Annotated in this window: 1 protein-coding gene; it reads left to right on the forward strand. The window is 63.1% G+C overall.

The window, feature by feature from the left end; all coding sequences use genetic code 11:
- Positions 1-79: 79 nt before the first annotated feature.
- A complete protein-coding gene (tnpC, locus tag L3X40_RS21735) occupies positions 80-1741 on the forward strand; it encodes an IS66 family transposase (protein WP_237367412.1) in 1662 nt (553 codons plus the stop codon).
- Positions 1742-1781 lie beyond the last annotated feature (40 nt).

Here is a 1781-nt window from a genome sequence, read left to right on the forward strand (position 1 = left end):
CGAGCCGCTCGTTAAGGCGTGATATATCCGCGCCAGGTGGTTCCAATAGTGCTGGACCAGTCGTTACGCATGTGATTCGATGCGGTTCATGGACATTGCGATGGCCCTTCCGAACGATCTTGCCACAGCACAGGCCCTGATCGCGAAGCTGACTGCGGAAGCCGCCGAACGCGATCTTTATACCGCCCGGATTCATGCCGAGCGCGATGCGGCGATCGCACGTGCCGCCGAGCTCGAAGCCAGGAACGCCGTTGCGGCCGCACAAGCTGTCAACGATGCTGACGAGATCGCCGCGCTCAAGGACGAGGTCAAGCGGATCAGCGAGATCCTCGCCGCCTTCCAGCGCCACCGTTTCGGCAAGCGCAGCGAGCCGCTCGATCCCGATCAGTTCGCGCTGGCGCTTGAGGAGCTCGAGACTGCACTCGGCCTCGCCAACGCCCGTCTCGACGCGGCGATCGACGCCCGCGATCCCTCCGCCAAGGCAAAGCGCCGCAAGATGCTGGGGCGGCTGCCCGCCCACCTCGAACGGGTCGAGCGTGTCATCGATATCGACGACAAGAGCTGCGCCTGCTGTGGTGGTGAACTGCACGTGATCGACGAGACGGTGACCGAGCGCCTCGACGTCGTGCCGACCGTCTTCCGCGCGCTCGTCACGCGGCGCCCACGCTATGGTTGCCGCGGCTGCGATCAAGCCGGTGTCATCCAGGCGCCGGCACCGGGCCATATCGTCGACCAGGGCATTCCGACCGAAGCGCTGCTCGCGATGATCGCGACGGCCAAGTACGCCGATCATATGCCGATCCACCGGCAGCTGCGGATCTATGCCCGCCAGGGCATCCACCTTGACCCGTCCACCGTCTGCGACTGGATGGGCCGAGTAGCCTGGTGGCTGAAGCCGCTTCACGAGCATCTGCTCGCCGATCTCAAAAGTTCAACCAAGTTGTTCGCTGACGAGACGGTGATGCCGGTGCTCGCGCCCGGGCAAGTCCATCGAGGACAACTCTGGGCCTATGCGCGCGACGATCGACCGTGGGGCGGTCACGCGGCGCCGGCCGTCGCCTATGTCTATTCACCCGACCGCAAAAATGCCTGGCCGATCGCGCATCTCGCTGGATTTACCGGCGTGCTGCAGGTCGATGGTTATTCCGGCTACAACAAGATCGGCGGCGGCAACGCAGTGACGCTTGCCTATTGCTGGGCGCACGGGCGCCGCGGATTTGTCGAGTTCCAGGGCAAGGAACCGGTTGCCGACGAGATCCTGCGCCGGATCGCTGCCATCTATCGCATCGACGCCACGGTGCGCGGCCAGTCGCCCGACGAACGTGTCACTGTCCGCCAGCGTGAGATCCGTCCGCTTCTCAACGAGCTGCGTGACTATATTCAGGCCAACAAGCGTCGGTTCAGCGCCAAGAGCAACATGACCAAGGCGTTCAACTACATCCTCAGCCGGTGGGACGGACTTAACCTGTTCGTCGACGACGGCCGGGTCGAGCTTGATTCCAACGTCGTCGAGCGAGCCATCAAACCTCAAGTTCTGACACGCAAGAACGCGTTGTTCGCGGGCAGCGCAGAGGGTGCCGCTACGTGGGCCATCATCGGATCGTTCATGCAGACCTGCCGTATGGGCGAAGTCGATCCCTGCGCGTGGCTTACCGCTACCCTGCAAAAGCTCGCCGCCGGTCACAGCAACAAAGACCTCGAAATGCTCATGCCGTGGAATTTCCCTAAATCCAGCAGCTGACCCCCTGCCTTGACGCATGACAACCCAATTTCGCAACGTG

It is taken from the genome of Rhizorhapis sp. SPR117 (genome assembly GCF_021742065.1).